The following is a 16,356-nucleotide window of genomic DNA, read 5'->3' on the forward strand; positions in this document are numbered from 1 at the left end:
CGTGGTCCGATAGGACCGGCGGGTGTCATGGGCCGTACCCAAGAGTTAATCAGCATGCTTACGGTGCTGCAAGACCCCGGTTGAAGGTCCCGGATTCTTCTTCCCGATGCGGACTTCCGGTGAGACGATTCCAGTATGAGCGAGAAGAAGGATGCGGCTCCGCGGGAGCATGGGCGCCATCAGGAGGGCTACGCCGGTACGCCGACCACGCAACAACTGCGCATAGTGGGCCAGCGCAGACGGGACGCCGAGGAGAAGCTGGAGCACCATCTAAAAAAGGTGCGCCACAAAGATGATCTCCACGGCGACGCAAGCCCCGTCTGACGAGCCTCGCAGACGGTCGAACCTGGGCGATGGCCGGTAATCGGTCCGGAGGTGGGTGGCGCGGCGCTGCGATTTGACGTGCGCTTTTCCGGCTATTTGCTCTGGTTTTGGTCCGGTTTCATTTCGATGAGCTGAATCAGGTTGCCGCACGTGTCATCAAAGACGGCCACGACAGCCGTGCCAATGTCGGTCGGCGGCTGCGCGAACATCACACCCTTGCCGGTCAGTCTGGCGTGCTCGAATTCGATGTCGTCGACGGCGAATTGAGCGAGCGGGATACCGTCCCGGACGAGAGCATCCCGATACGGCTTCACGGCAGGGTGGTTCGCCGGCTCCAGCAGCAGCTCGGGACCGTCCGGCGATTCCGGCGATATAACGGTGAGCCAGAAGTTGTCACCGAGGGGTATGTCATGGCGTTTCGTGAATCCGAGCACGTCGGTGTAGAAGGCGAGGGCTGCTCGCTGGTCGTCCACGAACACGCTCGTCAGGGCAATTTTCATTTTTTCGTCCTCTTTCTGGTGGGCCATCGGCCGGTGATTCCGGCGGCCGGCCCGGGGTTGAAGTAGATTTTGTCCCGGCTAGCGCAATTGGATGAGTCCAGCATTGGTGGGGCGGAAACCACAGGCCTCCAAGTAGAAGCTCTTCAGATGCTCGTCGAAGTCCACATGGAGCCACTCGCAGCCTGCCGCCGTGGCGCGCTCCGCGCCATTCAAAGGCGACCTTCATGCGAATAGCATTGCAGATAGGATCCCGCGGAGGCTTCCCTTAGTGCCCGTCACTGTTTTCCTCCTGCGGACAGAGGCCCTGTGTTCTCACACGCGGTCCGCGGCCGGGAGCGTCTCGGTGGTGGGGCCTTGCAGGACGTCCCCGCCGGGAGTGAAGCGGGAGCCGTGCAGTGGGCAGTCCCAGGTTTTCTCGGCGTCATTCCAGCTCAGGATTCCGCGCATGTGGGTGCAGACGGCCGATACCCGGCAGGTGACACCGTCGACGGTGGACACGGCCACGGGTTTGCGGCCGTGCCGGACGATGATGCCTTCACCCTCGGCAGGGACCGTGGCTGCTGCGGCGTCGGGTGGGGCCGTTTCGGCTTTTGCCCACCCCTCGGCCATGGTCTTGAGGGTGTCAGCGTTGAGCGCGACGGCGGCGGCGGCCCCTTTGGGTGACGTGACCCTGTGGTGGATGGCGGCGGCCCAGGGGAGGTTGCCGCCGAGAATCTCGGCGGTAATGGCAAGCGATGCTGCGATGCCGTTGCTCATGCCCCATTTGTTGTAGCCGGTGGCGAAGAGAATTTTGCCGCCGCCGCGGGGCAACTTCCCGAAGAAGGGCACCAGGTTGGTGGCCATGTAGTCCTCTCCCGACCAGGTGTGGGTCGCTTCCGCGCCAGGGAAGTGCCGTCGCGTCCAGTCCTGCAACTCATCCAGGCGGGCCCTGGGGGAGGGCTCCCTGCCGACCTGGTGCCCGTTGCCGCCCCCGATGAGCATCTCCCCGGCGTCGCTCGGGTAGGTGCGGAGCGAGCGGCCCGGCGTCTCAGCGGAGAGGTACATTCCCGACGGAAGGGGGGTCGAGGCCGGCACGCGAAACGCCGTGGCGTAGGACTGGGAGGCTTTCAGCTTGGCGAAGTACAACCCCCGGTCCAGGATGGGGATGCCCGTGGCCAGCACGACGCGCCCTGCGTAAACGTTCCCGGCGTCGGTCATGATGGTGACGTTGCTTCCCTTGGTGACACCCCGGACCCGCACCTGTTCAACAAGAATTCCGCCATGGGCGCGGAAGTCCGCGGCGAGGCTCTCAAGGACGTCCATGGGGTTGAACTGTGCCTGGTCCGAAAGGCGGATGGCGCCGCGGGTAGCGAACGGGAGCCCGGGGTCCGCCACCTCCTCGACGGCCAGGCCGGCGGCCTGGCTCACGGCGAGCTCCGACCGGACGCGGTCCGCACCTTTGTCGGATACCGCGAAAGTGTATGCATCGCGACGCTGGAAGGGCACCGCCCTGTCTTGGAGATGCCGGAGCAGCCAGGCCTGCCCTTCCCTGTTGGCTTCGACGTAAGCGTTGACGATCTTCTGGGGATATTGCCCACGCAGTGCGGACAGCACGGTGCCCTGCAGAAGGCTCAGCTTCGCGGTGGTGTTGCCGGTGGTCCCCGCCCCCGCGGAAAGGGCCTCCAGCACGGCTACCTTCATGCCGGACCGCGCGAGAAGCGCGGCTGTCGCCAGCCCCGTGATCCCGGCCCCCACAACGACCGTTTCGTAGGTGGAACCGGGAACGAAATTGTCAACTGGAATTGCTCGGTCTCGGTCCAACCAAAGTGAGGTCATAGCAGCACTTCCTGTCCTTTTGAGCTGCGCATCAAGGAGAGCCCTGATCCGCGCAAATCGACGAAGCTCGACAAAGTTGCTCAGCCCGATGCAGCCAAAAGGGCGGCGCAGGCCCGTTCGCACCGTCGGCATGCCGCGGCACAGATCCTGCAGTGCTCGTGCATGCCGGCGTGCCTCTCGCATTCCTCGGCACACGCTGAGCAGGCGGCGCGGCAGGCCTCCAGCATCGCGCGGCGAACGCCGGGGTTGGCTGCCGTCTGCCGCATCAAGATGATGCCGGTGGCAGCGCAGACGTCAGCGCAGTCCAAATCCGAGCGGAGGCATGAGACGAGGTCGGAGACCATGTCCTCAGCAAGGCAGGCGTCTGCGCAGGATGTACAAGTTTGGGCGCACTGATGGCAGGCGGCAATACATTCGGCCAGCTTTGATTTCTCTGAAATTTCGGCCGCCTGAGGGTGGACGTCGAGCATGGCAGCAATGTGGTCGGACATGATTCAGCTCCTGTCACGGGTTAGGGGGCGGCCGGCCTTCAGGCCGTCATGCCCCACGATAAACGCGCTCTGACCGCGCCGTCAGCCCCGTAAAGCCGGGCCGTCGAGACCGGCAGCTCCTCATTTCTCAGGCCGACGGCGATCCCGGCGGTACAGGATGCCCCACCGGCGGGGAGACGGCCATGGATTTAAGGAATGCCTGATCCCGTGGGGAGAGCGGGAGTTGGCCGTTTCGATCCACCACCTCCTCCAAAGTCTCGGGGTGATCGCTCGCGCGAATGAGCGTCGCGGTCACACTCCGCGGAAGGATGACACTGCCGGGATTAGCCCGCAGCCATTCCTGTGTCTGTGGATCTAGCCTGTTCCAAAGATGCTCGATAGTCATGTTGCTCACGGTTCCTTCTAACGGCATGGTTCAGAAGCGCCGAATCCCGGACTGACGTCGCGATGGTTGGCCCGAAAAATGATTCCCGCACTCCAACCGCGACAAGACCACATGACTATTCTGGCGGGTCCCCGGCACACAGCTCAAGACCTCCACCAGAGCCCCACCGATCAGCCCTGCGTCAGTGCCGAGCCAAACCTGCCAGGTGGCCATTCAAGCCTAAGCGCGGCCCTTAAGAATCAGGTTCCAGTAGACCTGAGGGAATATATCGCGGTCCACAACCCACGATGCGCGGCTCTCTTTCCACGTGGGCACCTTCGGGATAGAGGGCATGGGCCGGTGCTGGGCATCGAACTCAGCGAAGACAACCGTGGCGCGGGAAACCGTGAAAGGGCACACCGAATATCCGTCGTACTTTCCGGTCAGGGGTTTTCCCTTCCGGGCCGCAACCAGGTTCTTGGCCAGGACCTTCGTCTGCTTTCGCAGCGCACCGCCGGACTTGGAGTTGGTGGTCGCCGCGGCATCCCCCAGGGACCAGATGTTCGGATAACGGACATGCCGGAGGGTCTGCGAATCCACTTCCACGAATCCGCCGGAGTCACCCGGGGCGGGCAGATCCGTGGCCTTGAGCCAGTCCGGCGCCGACTGCGGCGGGACGGCATTGAGCACGTCGTAGCGCAGCTCCTCGGCGGATCCGGTGGCAGCGTTCCGGATCAGCGCGTTCTGGCCCGGTGCGTCCACCGACACCAGTTCGCTGTTGAGACGCAGTTCAATGCCGTACTCGCTAATCTTGCGATTGAGCTCGTCATCCACGCCGGGTACGCCAAACACGGTGGGGTAGGGCTGGACCATGACCACCCGGATGTCCTGGAGCACTCCCTGCTTCAGCCAGTAGTCGCAGGCCAGGTACATCGGCTTTTGCGCGGCCCCGCCGCACTTGATGGGGCCGGAGGGCATGGTGAAAACAGCGGTCCCGGCTTTGAGGCCGCTGAGCAGCGTCCAGGCCTTGGCCGCCAGGTTGAATTCATAGTGGGACGCACCCGACGGGGAATGGACGGCCTCGGCCAGACCCGGGATCTTGTCCCAATCCAGCTGCAGGCCGGGGCAGACCACCAGGTGGCCAAACCCCAGCCGGCCGCCCGAGGCCAAAGACACCGTGTTGCCCGCCGGGTCAATGTCCACCGCGCCGTCCCGGATCCATTTCACGCCGCGCGGCATGACGGAGCGCTGGGGCCGGATGGCTTCTGAAGCCTTCGCCCTCCCGCCGGCGATGTGGGAGAACAGCGGCTGGTAGAAGTGTTGGTCCGCTGGCTCCACCACGGCCACATCCTTCACCCCGTAGCGATGGAGGCGCGCCGCGAGGGAAACGCCGGCGTTACCCCCGCCGATAATGACGACTTCGTGGTGCTGCCCGGCCATGGTGCTACTTCTCCACGATCTTGCCGCGGGTAGGGCCCTGGGGCGCGTTCCATTCCACGGGTGTTCCCTTGCTCAGTGACATCGGCACTCCTCGGATTCGGCCTTTCCGGCAGCACACGGGTGACCAGCCACCGGAGCCTCAATACTAAGCATGATGAGCTTTATTGGGTAACGTCCGCTTTAGGCGAGAGCATTCAGCATGGCTGGCAGGCGGTCCAGCGGCTAATGATCGAGATGTGAGAAGTTGCGACTGCTGATGTGATCGAGGAGCGTGTCCCGATCGAGGCCCAGAAGGGCCGAGGCGAGACTGGCAACCAGGTCCAGCACGTCATCGCTGCTGGCGGTGCCGGCCAGAACATCCATCACCAGCCCGTCCTCCTGGGCCACCAGGGTACGCGCGATCTTCGCCGGTTCAAGGACCGGAATGAACTCGCCGGTCTGCATTCCATCGGCAATGATCTTTTCGTACGTCAGTTGCTGGGTGCGGGTGAGTTCCTCTTGGATCCGTCGGTGCTCGATGTCCCTGAGCGAGTGGGTCCAGTATTCGTAAAGAATCCGGGAAGCATCATCCTCCAGTCCCGCCGTCGTACCCGCGCTGATGACTGCGGCGAGCCTGACGGTCGGACTCAGGCCGGGGTCCGCTGCCTCTGACAGCCTCGCGAGAAATCTGGCGGAAGAGGCTTGGACGGCTGCTGCGGTAATTTCGGCCAGGCTTCCGTAGTAATACAGGACGGCGTTGGCGGCCATGCCTGCCTCCGCCGCAATCGCCCGCAGCGTCGCAGCTTCTGCGCCGTCCCGGGCAGCGACGGCCTGTGCTGCCGCCGCGATCTCCCGGCGGCGCACTTCCCTCTTGCTGAGGATTGTCATTGCCGCTCCTCCCCGTGGACCGATGCCTATTGACATCGACTCTAGACCAGTATTGAATGGCATTCAAATTTGAATGTGATTCAAATAGCTTTGATTCGATGAGGAGTCTCGTTGTCACATCCCCTTACACCACCCACCATGCCACCCCCCGCCCCTCCGGTTGCCGCTGCAAGCAAGGGATTGAAGGCCGGATCGATCGGCATTGGCCCGACGGTGGCATTAGGTCTTGCTGCGGTGGCCCCGGCTTACAGCCTGGCCGTGACCCTGGGCTTCGTTGTCCTGGCGGTCGGGTCGAGCACACCCGCGGCGTTCCTTCTGGGATTTCTGCCTATCCTGTTCACAGCCTTCGCGTTCCGGGATCTCAACAGGGAAATGCCTGACTGCGGCGGGGTATTCGTGTGGATCTCACGGGTATTCGGACCGTGGGCTGGCTGGTTTTTCGGCGGCTGGGTTCCCCAGGTCGCCACCTTTATCTCCAGCGCGGCCCTCGCGCAGGTTGCCACGACGTATCTTCTGACCTTATTGGGGCTCGGCTGGGCCGCCTCCCAACCGGTCATCGTCGCGGCCATCGCGTGCGGGCTGATCGCCCTGAGCGGCGTCGTTGCGGCCCGGGGAATCGAACTATCCGCATGGCTTCAGTACGCGCTGATTGCCTTGCAGCTAATTGCGCTTGGAGGTTTCTGCGTCGGGGCCTTTACCGCCATGGCTGTCGGCGCCGCGGCGGAAGGTGCGGAGCAGCCAAGGCTTGACTGGTTCAATCCCTTTGCCGCCGGCGATCTCTCCGGCCTGGTCCACGGCGTCATCCTGTGCCTGTTCATCTACTGGGGCTGGGACGCGCTGATAGCGGTCAATGAGGAAACGACCGACCGCAAAGGAACACCCGGGCGGGCCGTGGTCATCACCACCGTGATCCTTCTGTTCTTCTACGTCGTGACCGCGACGGCGGCCGTCGGCTTTGCCGGGACCGCAGGCATCACGGATCCCGCAACCGTCTCGGACGTCCTGTCTGTGCTCGGGCCCCAAGCCACCGGCGGCCTCTTCGGGCAGATCATCATTCTCGCCGTCGGCATCTCGGCGCTGGCGGCCCTGATGACGGTCGCGGTTAGCACCCCCCGGTCCTGGCTCAGCATGGGAACTTACGGCGCACTGCCCGCGGCCACCACGAAGATGCATCCCTCCAGGGGGACACCCACGACATCGATCCTCTGGTGGGCGCTCCTGAGCATTGCCGTGACAGTGCTTCTGACAGCGATCAGCAACGACTTCATCGGCCTGGCCATACTTTCGGTCGGCCTGATGATCGCCGCCTACTACGCCGCGACGGCGCTGGCCTGTGTCGTATATTTCGCTCCCCAGATGCGCACTTCCGCCTCCGCCCTTGCCTTGAAGGGCATCCTCCCGGGCCTGGGCGCCCTCCTGATGACGGGAGCGTTTGCCTACAGTGCCGTGGACATGCTGTCCCCCGAATACGCCGGGCTCTCCTGGCTCGGCATCGGAACCGTGTTCTGGATCGGAATCGGCGCCTTGGCCCTGGGCGCTCTGGTCATTGCCATCATCCGCCCCAGACTCCGGCCCTACTTTGCCGGGCAAACGATCCCCCGGGGAACTTTCTCCACCCGCAACGAACTGCAGTCCGTCCTGAGCAGCGAAACCGAGGCATAAATGCGCGTCCTATCCATTGCGGCAATCCAAACGAAACCCGTTCCCTACGACGTCGAAGCAACCTGGGAGCGGTTCGCCGCCCAGGCCGAAACCGCCAAACAGCTCGGTCCTGAGGTCGACATCATCGTCGCACCCGAACTTCTGCTCGCCGCACCCGGGGAATTCCTGATCCCGGACCCGGAGGGCGAAACCCGCTCCGCCGGCCCCATCCCCGGCGCGCTCACCGACCGGATCGCGGAGCTGGCCCGCCGACTGGGGGTCTGGCTCGTGCCCGGCTCCCTCCTGGAAACCGATGGCGGAAACACCTACAACACGGCAATCGCCGTCTCCCCCGAAGGCGAAATCGTGGCCCGGTACCGGAAGCTCTTTCCCTGGCGCCCGTTCGAAACAACGACGCCGGGCGACTCGTTCGTGACCTTCGACATCCCCGGCCGGGGACGCGTGGGCCTCGCGATCTGCTTCGATGGAAGCTTTCCCGAGGTCGCCCGGCAACTTGCATGGCTGGGAGCGGAAGTCATCATCCAGCCCACCCTCACCACGACTCGGGACAGGGAAATGGAAATCGTGATGTCACGAGCCAATGCTTTCGCAAACCAGGTCTATGTCGTCAACGTCAACGGCGCCGACCCCTCAGCGGTCGGCGAAAGCGTCATTGTGGACCCGGAAGGCACCATCATGCAGCACGCCAGAGGAGGTGAGGAAATCCTCTACGCCGTCCTCGACCTGGACCGGGTCAGCCAGGTCCGCCGCTACGGAACCCACGGCATCAACCGGCCCTGGGCGCAGCTCCAGGACCAGCAAGGCATCCTCGCCTTCCCCATGTACGGCGGCGCACACTTCCAGCCCCCGGCATGGACCGCACCCGACCCGGACGCATCCCGCGCGGAGCAATTCAGCGGCTCAAGATCCTGACACCCTCCCGGCAGGGCAGCGTGCCCGCACCAGGAACGTTGCGGAGACAACCGGTCAGCGGCCGCACACACTCAATACTCAAGATCAGGGGAAACCGGATGCCAACCAATTCCAGGACCGCGGACACTGTCATCGTCAATGCCAAGGTGCATACGCTCGATCCAGGACAACCGTCTGCCAGCACAATCGTCCTCTCGAACGGAAGCATCGTCGCAGCAGGTGGCAAGCACCTTCTTGGCGAGCATCGGGGTCCCCGCACCCGAGTGCACGATGCGTACGGCCAAACAATCACTCCGGGGCTGATTGACGGGCACATCCATCCCGTCCAGGGGTCCGAGATCACAATCGGCGTCGATTTCGGCTCAGTATCAACGTTCGGCGGATTCCTTGCCGCCCTGCGCACCGAAGCCGCGAGGGTGCTTTCGGAGGATCCTGCGGGGTGGGTCCGCGGATGGAACCTTGACTACGGCGTGTTTGAAGGCAGACGAATATCCGCTGACCTGATTGAGGCGGCGGTCGCTGGACTGCCGACGTTCATTCTCCTGTTTGACCTTCATACCGCGCTGGCGAGCAAAGAAGCTTTGAGAAGGAGCCGCATCACAGGTGGGCGACGGTTTGGCGACACTTCAGAGATTGTTGTTGACGAAGCCGGACAACCGACCGGGGAGCTGCGGGAAGCCACTGCCTACGAATTGGTTGCAGCCATCGCGCCGACCCTTTCTGCGGTGCAGGCCGTTGAGAGGGCGCGGGAGCTGATTTCTTGCTTGTCGAAAACCGGCATTACCTCTGGAACGGTGATGGATGGTGATCCGGCGTCGCTCGACTTCATCCACAAGATCGACAGCACCGGACCGGGGCTGCCGGTCCGGCTGGTTTCCGCACTCGAGCACAGGCCAGGCATGGCTGCTGAAGAAGCAAGGTCATACCTCTTGTCGAAGGATCGAAAGGGTCGCCGCTGGCGCGGTGGGCTCATCAAGCTATTACTGGATGGAGTCATCGACACAGGAACCGGTTGGCTCTACGAACCGGACACTTCTGGCGACGGACTGAAATCATTCTGGCCCAATCCGGCTGACTATGCTGCAACCGTCAAACAATATGGCGACGCAGGATTTCAGATCGCGACGCACGCTATCGGCGACCGAGCCATCGGTGCCGCGATCGATGCGTATGTCTCGGCCGGCGTGCATTCCCGGCGAGGAGCTCCGCACCGGATTGAGCATCTGGAGTGCCTTGCGGACAGGGATCTTGCCCGTCTGTCCACCGCAGGAATTACCGCATCGATGCAGCCCCTGCACATGCAATGGCGAAAGGCGGACGGATCCGATTCATGGTCCAGTCGTCTGGGGGAGGAACGATCCAAACGGGCCTGGAGGATCCGTGACGTCATAGATTCAGGTGCGCCCGTCGCGCTGGGCTCGGACTGGCCGGTGGCCCAGTACGACGCACGCATCGGCATGGCTTGGGCACGCCTGCGCCGCATCCCAGGCCGGCCTGATGCGGCCGTCTTTGAACCGACACAGACGCTGACGGCGCTCGAAGCACTCAAAGGCTTCTCGGTCTGGGCCGCCGAGGCCCAGGGCGATCATGACCAAGGAATCATCCGACCGGGGAACAGGGCCGATCTCGTGATCTGGGCCGACGACCCTCTCTTGGTTTCCGCCGACGACCTCATCGAGCTCCCGATCGAATCGACCTGGCTGGATGGAGAAATTGTCTTTGGCGGGCAAGAGTAAGCGGACGTCGTCGGCCCAGGGCCAGGCCTGCCGAAGGTGCAGGCGTGCCGGTCATGCGTCCTGCTCCATTCTGGCCAGCGGGCTCACCAGAATTTCTGCACGCCGGCGGCGGCGTCACGCAGCCGGGACCCGTCCAGGGAAATGGAGCACTCCTCCAGGCCATCACCACCGTCGGGCTCCGGTGCAGGAACTGACCGATATGGACGACGACGGGAAGCTCATACGGCGGGGCGCCGGTCCAGACCGGCGGCACGTAGCGCACTGCCCGCCCGCGCGGGGGAGGGGGTGGCACCGGAAAGTCCTGGAAAAACGTCATGGAGGGGCCTTTCGTCGGGGGGCGTCACCGCGGACGGCCCGGGAGCTGGAGCGTGATGGGTTGCGTCGTCAGGGGACCGCCGCATTCGTCCGAGCCGCCGACCCTGATCCACTCCAGCTGGTACTGCTGCCGGGCGAGCAGGGTGCCGTCTTGCGCGAGCACGTGAGTTTCCACTTCGCCGGGCACCTGGCCGCGGACGGGCAAACGACGTCGGTCCTGCTGCAAGCGGTCACCTGCCCGCCGGCAACCATCAGCACGACGGCAGAGAGAAGGATCCCCAAATTCGACCTCATTTCGCCAGTCTAGACAGGTTCACGGCGGACTGTTCGGGTCCCTCGCCCGTCGGACGCCGTAGCTCCGCCTCTGGTTGACTGGTCCGTATGATCAGGGGTGCCCGGGAAGAGGACCTGTCGAAGATGCGGGGCATCGAGGCCGCCGCGGGCGAGGCATTCCGACTGCTCGGCATGGCAGCGATCGCGGACGATCCGCCGCCCGCCGTTGATGAACTGGCGGTCTACCAGCAGGAGGGAAGAGCCTGGGTGGCCACGGATTCCGCCGACGATCCGGTCGCCTACATTCTGCTCGACGTCGTCGATCGGTGCGCGCACATCGAGCAGGTGACCGTCCACCCGCACTACGCCCGCCGCGGTATTGGCCGGGCGCTCATCGAGCAAGCGGCCCGATGGGCAGGAGCACGCGGACTGCACGGACTGACCCTGACGACCTTTGAAGAAGTTCCCTGGAACGCCCCCTACTACCGGCGCCTCGGTTTCCAGGCGGAGCCCGAATCTCAATGGTCGGAACGCATCCGGCAGATTGTGCAGTCCGAACGTGACCACGGCTTGGCGGCCTGGCCGCGTGTTGTCATGAAGAGGGCCGTCACGTCCACGGGCAGCTCGCCAGTCCCGCCACAACCAACTGAATGAAACTCAGTATCTATTGACGTGAGACTCAGTTTCACGGTAGAACGGTGACATGGTTCCTGACAATGTCGTTGAAACTGCCACGCTCGCCGGGGCCGGCACAGCGGCCTCCCGGGGCCCCGGAAAATCGGCCAGCGCGTACGCGGAGGCCCTTCTGGCCGCTGAGCGGCACGGGAGGCGGGGCGTGCCCGGCGCAGACCCGCGCCCCGTCCGAAGCGTTGGAGTCATCGGAGCCGGGCTCATGGCCAGTCAGCTCGCCCTGCTCTTCGCCAGGCAGCTGGGGGTTCCGGTGCTGATCACCGATTTGTCCCAGTCCAGGGTGGACGGGGCCCTGAGCGGGATCGCAGGACACCTGGACAAGCTGATTCGGCGCGGGCAGCTCACTGAGACGGCGGCGCGGGAACTTGGCGGCCTTGTCCGCGGAACGGCGGACAAACGAGAATTCCGGAACTGCGACGTGGTCATTGAGGCCGTGTTCGAGGAGCTGGGCGTCAAACGCGCCGTCTTCGCCGAGATCGAGCCCCTGCTGCGCGCAGAGCCGCTGCTGCTGACGAACACCTCGTCCCTTTCCGTGGCAGCAATCGGCCGCGGCCTGACCCATCCGGAACGCCTGGTGGGACTGCACTTCTTCAATCCGGTGGCGGTGCTGCCGCTGGTGGAAACCATCAGCACCGAAGACAACGACGACGTCAGCGTCGCCGCTGCCTGTTCGCTCGCTCGGCGCCTGGGCAAGGCCGCGGTGCTGGTCGCGGACACGCCGGGCTTCGTGGTGAACCGGATCCTGAGCCGGCTGTTCGGCGAACTTCTCCGGATCATTGATGACGGGGCGGAGGTACAACTGGCGGACCACGCCCTGGATCCGCTGGGGTTGCCCATGACCCCGCTGACCCTGCTGGGTTTCATCGGACCCGCCGTCCAGCTGCATATCTGCGAGTCCATGCACGCCGCCTACCCCGACCGCTTTTACGTCAGCACCAGCCTGGCCGCCATTGCGGCCGCGCGCCTGCGCGGCTATCTCGACAAATCGGGCACCGTGCTTCCCGAGGCGGCCGCCCTGCTGCCGCAAACCGGCGCCGCCCCTCCGGCACCCGGCGCGGAGTCCATCCGGGCACGGATCCTGGATGCCCTGGCGGAGGAGGTGGGCCTGATGCTGGCCGAACATGTGGTGGCCGGACCGGCGGAAGTGGATCTGTGCATGCTGCTCGGCGCCAACTTCCCCGAGCACCAGGGCGGACTCACACCGATGCTTGACCTCAGCGGCGCCTCCCGGCGCGTGTGGGGAAGGGAATTCCACCCCGGCCCCGGCTTTGCCGAATAGCCACGGCGCGCGGCCCGTCCACGCAAGCGCCGCCTCACCCCCGTTCCGCACTTCCTCCCCAAAGGATCCAAGCCATGCCCGACTATGACGTCTCCGAACCGCTCGATACCGACTACTACTCCGTCTTTGCGAATATTCCTGCCTCCGACCGCGAAGTCTGGGACCGCGCCAGGGCCTTCACGGTGGAGGCCATGCCGCAGATGAACGACTACTGGGAGCGCGCCGAGTTCCCCGCCCACCTGGCGAAGCGGATGGGCAGCATGAACCTGCTGGCCGACGGCCTTGACGTGCCGGGCCTGGACCTGATGTCGCCCCTGGGCGCCGGACTGGTCAACATGGAAGTCTCCCGCGGGGACGGTTCGCTGGGTACCGTGATCGCAGTCCAGGGCGGCCTGGCCATGCGCTCGATTGCACTCTTCGGGTCCGAAGCCCAGCGCGAGACCTGGCTTGGTCCGCTGGGCCGGGGCGAAAAGCTCGGCGCCTTCGCCCTGACGGAACCGGACCACGGCTCGGACTCCGTGGCACTGGAAACCACCGCCACCCTCGACGGCGGGGAGTACATCCTCAACGGGGAGAAGAAGTGGATCGGCAACGGAGCGGCGGGGGATGTCACCGTGGTCTGGGCACGCGACGACGCCGGGGATGTCCGCGGCTTCCTGGTGGAGCAGGACCGTGAGGGGTACGAGGCCGAAACCATCACCGGAAAGGCGTCGCTCCGCGCCATCCACCAGGCCCGGATCCGGCTCAACAACGTCCGCATCCCCAAAGCCAATCTGCTCCCCGGCGCGCGCACGTTCAAGGACACGTCCAAGGTCCTCGTGGCGACGCGGCTGGGCGTGGCCTGGTCGGCCCTGGGCCACGCCACCGCCGTCTACGAAGCCGCGCTGAACTATGCCACGCAGCGGACACAGTTCGGCAAGCCGCTCGCGAAGTTCCAGCTGGTCCAGGAACGGCTGACCTACATGCTTTCGGAGCTGACCAGCATGCAGCTCCATTGTGTCCATCTGGCGGGTCTTGACGCGGCCGGTCTGATGCGCCCCACCCAGGCCGCGATGGCGAAGTACCACAACACCCGCAAGGCCCGCGAGCTGGCATCCATTGCCCGCGATATGTTGGGCGGCAACGGCATCCTTCTGGAAAACCACGTGATCCGGCACCTGCTGGACATCGAATCCATCCATACCTATGAAGGCACACAAAGCATTCAGACCCTACTGATCGGCCGCGATGTCACCGGACAAAGCGCCTTCGCCTAAAGGACCCGCCATGACCACAACCGAGCGTCCCAACGAAACACCGCTGAGCCCCCTGCGGTTCCTCCAGCGCTCCGCCGAGGTCTTCGGACAGAAGACAGCGATCATCCACGGCGACCGCTCCTACAACTACTCGGACTTCGCCGCCGAAGCCCAACAACTGGCCAAGGCGATCAGGAGCAGGATCCAGCCAGGGGACCGCGTGGCATTCCTGTGTCCCAATGTGCCTGAACTGCTGATTGCCCACTACGCCGTTCCCCTCGCCGGGGGCGTCCTGGTGGCCCTGAACACGCGGATGACCGCACGGGAACTCCAGTACATCCTGGGACACTCCGAAGCCAGGCTGCTGTTTGCCGATTCGGAGCTGCTCAGCACCGTGGCGGGGCTGGACCTTGGTCTGACACAGCTGGCCGGCGTGATCGAAGTGCCCGACAGCACCATCCCCGATCCTGTGGTCCCGGCGGGCATCAACACCACCAGCTATGCGGACTTCCTCGCGGGACCGGAAGGCCGGGTCGCAGATCTGCCGTGGGGGGTCCAGGACGAACGCGCCCCCATCACGCTGAACTACACCTCAGGGACAACGGGCAAGCCCAAGGGCGTGCTCTATTCACATCGCGGGGCTTACCTGAACTCACTCGGGGAAACCATCCACAACCGGTTCACCGGCGACACCCGCTATCTGTGGACACTTCCGATGTTCCACTGCAACGGCTGGTGCACAACGTGGGCGGTGACCGCCGTGGCGGGTGTCCATATCTGCCTGCGTGCCGTGCGCGCGGATGCAGTCTGGGACGCCATCGACACCCTCGGCGTCACCAACCTCTGCGGCGCACCCACGGTGTGCGGCATCATTGCCGGCGCGCCACAGGCGCACGAGCTGACGGCGCCGCTGCTGATCACGACGGCGGGAGCTCCGCCCTCGCCCGCGATCATCACGTCCCTGGACTCACTCGGGATCACCGTGGTGCACGTCTACGGGCTGACCGAGGTGTACGGCCCCTACACGATCTGCGAGTACCAGTCCGAGTGGGATGATCTGTCCCCTCAGGACAGGGCCGTGAAGATTTCACGGCAGGGCGTGGGGATGCTGCAGGCCGAGACGGCCCGCATCGTGGACCTGGACATGCTCGACGTCCCGGCGGACGGCACCACGCTGGGGGAAATCGTGCTGCGGGGCAACAACGTGATGCTCGGATATTTCAAGGACCCCGAGGCCACTGCCGAGGCCTTCGCGGGCGGCTGGTTCCACACCGGAGACCTCGGCGTGATGCATCCGGACGGCTACATCCAGCTCAAGGACCGGGCCAAGGACATCATCATCTCCGGCGGCGAGAACATCTCCACCATTGAGGTCGAGCAGGCCATCAGCAGCCACCCTGCGGTGTTGAACGTGGCCGTGATCGGCGTCCCGCACGAGAAATGGGGCGAACGTCCGGTTGCCTTTGTCATCCGCAGCAGTTCCAGTCCGGTCACCGCCGAGGAAATCCGTGCGCACGTCCAGGGCCTGCTCTCCGGATTCAAGGTGCCGGACCGAATCCTCTTCCCCGACCAACTCCCGCACAACTCCACCGGCAAGGTCCTGAAGTCCCAGCTGCGCGCCCTGGGCGTCAGCGCCGAGGCGCTCAGCCAGGAAGCGGCAAAATGAGCGGGCAGGCCCCTGGCCCGCGCAGGCCGGACGCCCGCTGACCGTGGCTTCGTGGAGATGAACGACGCGCTGTTACTGTACCGGGATGGCATCAGTGGCTAATTTCCGTTCCGAGGTGGCCGAGGCCGCCCTGGATCTGTTCACCGACAACGGCTACGACCCGACCAGCGTTGACGATATTGCACTGGCGGCCGGGATCTCCCGGAGCACCTTCTTCCGCCAGTTCCGCGCCAAGGAAGACGTGATCTTCGCAGACCACGAAGCCTTGCTCGATGAGCTGGGCAGCTACCTGACCGCGGGCCATTCCGATCCGTGGGAAGCCGTGTGCCAGGCCGCGGCACTCGTCTTTGGCAAGTTCTCTGAGCGCCGGGAAATAGCCCAAAAACGCTACCACGTGGTGCAGGCGGTGCCCGCGCTCCGGGACCGGGAAACGATCATGGTATCCCGCTATGAGCGGCTTTTCTCCGGCTACCTCCGCCAGGCCCTCCCGGGCCTGGCGGCACTGGATGCGATCCGGTTCGCGGCGGCCGTCACGTCCACGCACAACTATGTGCTGCGCGAAATGATGCTGGATTCGCCCCGCGGATCCCTCCGGGACCTGGAACACGAGTTGCTGGCCGTACGCCGCATCTTCGGCGTCCTGTCACCGGATGACCCGTCCGTTGCCCCCGCCGGGGACGACCTCGTGGTGGCTGTTTTCCCCCGCTCCACACCTACCGCCGAGGTGGCGCGCCGCATCCGGGACACGCTCGACGGGCGCTCCGCCTAGCCGCCACGTCCTACTCCG

15 protein-coding genes are annotated in these 16,356 nt (G+C 64.7%); 9 read left to right on the top strand and 6 right to left on the bottom strand.

Features of this window, described 5'->3' with window-relative positions; translation table 11 throughout:
* The first annotated feature begins 135 nt into the window (after nucleotides 1-135).
* On the top strand, nucleotides 136-324 hold the full coding sequence (locus ACZYZ5_RS15745; protein WP_353917869.1) for a hypothetical protein: 189 nt from the start codon (nucleotides 136-138) through the stop codon (nucleotides 322-324).
* A gap of 92 nt (nucleotides 325-416) precedes the next feature.
* On the opposite strand, the gene ACZYZ5_RS15750 is transcribed toward ACZYZ5_RS15745, so the two are convergent.
* The 5 genes from ACZYZ5_RS15750 to ACZYZ5_RS15770 form a co-directional block, all read right to left on the bottom strand.
* Nucleotides 417-824 (bottom strand): VOC family protein, encoded by a 408-nt coding sequence (locus ACZYZ5_RS15750; RefSeq protein WP_463902916.1) that lies wholly within the window; start codon nucleotides 822-824, stop codon nucleotides 417-419.
* A 312-nt stretch (nucleotides 825-1,136) separates the two neighbouring features.
* The gene (locus tag ACZYZ5_RS15755) at nucleotides 1,137-2,639 is read right to left on the bottom strand and encodes an FAD-dependent oxidoreductase (protein WP_463902917.1); all 1,503 of its coding nucleotides are present in this window, start codon (nucleotides 2,637-2,639) and stop codon (nucleotides 1,137-1,139) included.
* Nucleotides 2,640-2,719: 80 nt separating this feature from the next.
* The gene (locus ACZYZ5_RS15760; RefSeq protein WP_463902919.1) at nucleotides 2,720-3,130 is read right to left on the bottom strand and encodes a four-helix bundle copper-binding protein; all 411 of its coding nucleotides are present in this window, start codon (nucleotides 3,128-3,130) and stop codon (nucleotides 2,720-2,722) included.
* 604 nt (nucleotides 3,131-3,734) lie between these two features.
* Nucleotides 3,735-4,934, bottom strand: a complete 1,200-nt coding sequence (locus ACZYZ5_RS15765) for an NAD(P)/FAD-dependent oxidoreductase (RefSeq protein ID WP_463902921.1) — start codon at nucleotides 4,932-4,934, stop codon at nucleotides 3,735-3,737.
* Between the two features lie 222 nt (nucleotides 4,935-5,156).
* Nucleotides 5,157-5,801, bottom strand: coding sequence for a TetR family transcriptional regulator C-terminal domain-containing protein (locus ACZYZ5_RS15770; protein ID WP_463902923.1), 645 nt, complete (start codon nucleotides 5,799-5,801; stop codon nucleotides 5,157-5,159).
* A gap of 138 nt (nucleotides 5,802-5,939) precedes the next feature.
* On the opposite strand from ACZYZ5_RS15770, the gene ACZYZ5_RS15775 reads away from it, so the two are divergent.
* The 3 genes from ACZYZ5_RS15775 to ACZYZ5_RS15785 all read left to right on the top strand — a co-directional run bounded on the left by ACZYZ5_RS15775 (nucleotide 5,940) and on the right by ACZYZ5_RS15785 (nucleotide 10,111).
* Entirely contained in the window at nucleotides 5,940-7,463 is a 1,524-nt protein-coding gene (locus ACZYZ5_RS15775) for an APC family permease (protein WP_463902925.1), read from the top strand.
* Nucleotides 7,464-8,375 (top strand): carbon-nitrogen hydrolase family protein, encoded by a 912-nt coding sequence (locus ACZYZ5_RS15780; protein ID WP_463902926.1) that lies wholly within the window; start codon nucleotides 7,464-7,466, stop codon nucleotides 8,373-8,375.
* 98 nt (nucleotides 8,376-8,473) lie between these two features.
* On the top strand, nucleotides 8,474-10,111 hold the full coding sequence (locus ACZYZ5_RS15785) for an amidohydrolase (protein WP_463902928.1): 1,638 nt from the start codon (nucleotides 8,474-8,476) through the stop codon (nucleotides 10,109-10,111).
* A gap of 340 nt (nucleotides 10,112-10,451) precedes the next feature.
* Here ACZYZ5_RS15785 and ACZYZ5_RS15790 read toward each other — a convergent pair whose 3' ends face one another.
* Nucleotides 10,452-10,589: a hypothetical protein gene (locus ACZYZ5_RS15790; protein WP_463902929.1), complete on the bottom strand. Its 138-nt coding sequence runs from the start codon at nucleotides 10,587-10,589 to the stop codon at nucleotides 10,452-10,454.
* 218 nt (nucleotides 10,590-10,807) lie between these two features.
* Here ACZYZ5_RS15790 and ACZYZ5_RS15795 point away from each other — a divergent pair, with 218 nt between their 5' ends.
* From ACZYZ5_RS15795 to ACZYZ5_RS15815, 5 genes are all read left to right on the top strand, one after another.
* Nucleotides 10,808-11,353 (top strand): GNAT family N-acetyltransferase, encoded by a 546-nt coding sequence (locus ACZYZ5_RS15795; RefSeq protein ID WP_463902930.1) that lies wholly within the window; start codon nucleotides 10,808-10,810, stop codon nucleotides 11,351-11,353.
* 49 nt (nucleotides 11,354-11,402) lie between these two features.
* On the top strand, nucleotides 11,403-12,668 hold the full coding sequence (locus tag ACZYZ5_RS15800) for a 3-hydroxyacyl-CoA dehydrogenase family protein (RefSeq protein ID WP_463902931.1): 1,266 nt from the start codon (nucleotides 11,403-11,405) through the stop codon (nucleotides 12,666-12,668).
* 74 nt (nucleotides 12,669-12,742) lie between these two features.
* A complete protein-coding gene (locus ACZYZ5_RS15805) occupies nucleotides 12,743-13,924 on the top strand; it encodes an acyl-CoA dehydrogenase family protein (protein ID WP_463902933.1) in 1,182 nt (393 codons plus the stop codon).
* 10 nt (nucleotides 13,925-13,934) lie between these two features.
* Nucleotides 13,935-15,569, top strand: coding sequence for an AMP-binding protein (locus ACZYZ5_RS15810; RefSeq protein ID WP_463902934.1), 1,635 nt, complete (start codon nucleotides 13,935-13,937; stop codon nucleotides 15,567-15,569).
* A gap of 85 nt (nucleotides 15,570-15,654) precedes the next feature.
* Nucleotides 15,655-16,338, top strand: a complete 684-nt coding sequence (locus ACZYZ5_RS15815; protein WP_463902935.1) for a TetR/AcrR family transcriptional regulator — start codon at nucleotides 15,655-15,657, stop codon at nucleotides 16,336-16,338.
* The last annotated feature ends 18 nt before the right edge of the window (nucleotides 16,339-16,356 follow it).

It is taken from the genome of Pseudarthrobacter ribosi (assembly GCF_055412865.1).